At 47.8% G+C, this 961-nt stretch carries 1 protein-coding gene; it reads left to right on the forward strand.

Annotated features, from left to right (window positions below; translation table 11 throughout):
• Positions 1 to 961: aminomethyl-transferring glycine dehydrogenase subunit GcvPA (gene gcvPA, locus A3763_RS00155; protein WP_068759795.1), on the forward strand; the 961-nt coding region annotated here is incomplete at both ends.

Here is a 961-nt window from a genome sequence, read left to right on the forward strand (position 1 = left end):
CTTTGCAGCTAATCTATGAATACCAAAGCATGATGTGCCAGCTTACGGCGATGGATATGTCTAATGCTTCCTTGTATGACGGAGCATCGGGCCTAGCTGAAGCCGTGTTGATGGCGATTCGTGCCAACAGAAAGTCCAAGAGCAAAAAGGCTCTGATCGCAGGTACCGTACATCCTCTATACCAGCAAGTGGTTGATGACATTGTTAGCAACCAGGGAATTTCCATTGATGTATTGCCAATGGACGATAAAGCGCTTGCCGTTGATAGTGCAGCGTTAGAAAGCTTTGCTGGCCAAGACTATGCCGCTTTGATAATTCCTCAGCCAAACTTCTTTGGCTCGTTGGAAGATGTGAATGCTTTAACCAACTGGGGCCAGGCAAATGGCATGTTGGTTATTGGCGTCGTTAATCCGACAGCTTTAGCGCTATTAACGCCTCCTGGTGAATGGGGAGATAAGGGTGCCGATATCGCCGTGGGTGAAGGTCAGCCATTGGGTATTCCTATGGCATCGGGTGGCCCGTATTTTGGCTTTATCTGTTGTAAAGAAAAGCTGGTTCGCCAAATGCCAGGACGTATTATTGGTCGTACTGTCGATCTGGAAGGTAAAGAAGGTTTTACCCTGACCTTACAGGCACGCGAGCAGCATATTCGCCGTTCTAAAGCGACTTCCAATATATGTACCAACCAAGGCTTGGCGGTTACAGCAGCAACGATTTATATGTCTTTGATGGGCTACAAGGGCCTTTCTCAGGTAGCGATGGCTTGTCATCAAAATACTCAAAAATTGCGCGCTAAGCTTGAAGCAATTGACGGAGTGTCAGTGCTGAATGGCGAAGCCTTCTTCCATGAACTGGTTGTACAGGTCGATAACGATGCTGATGCAGTACTTGAAAGCATGGCTGAGCAGGGCGTGTTAGCGGGCTATGGTCTTGAGCAACACTTTGATGCTTTGAAGAACTG

Source organism: Oleiphilus sp. HI0128 (assembly GCF_001635365.1).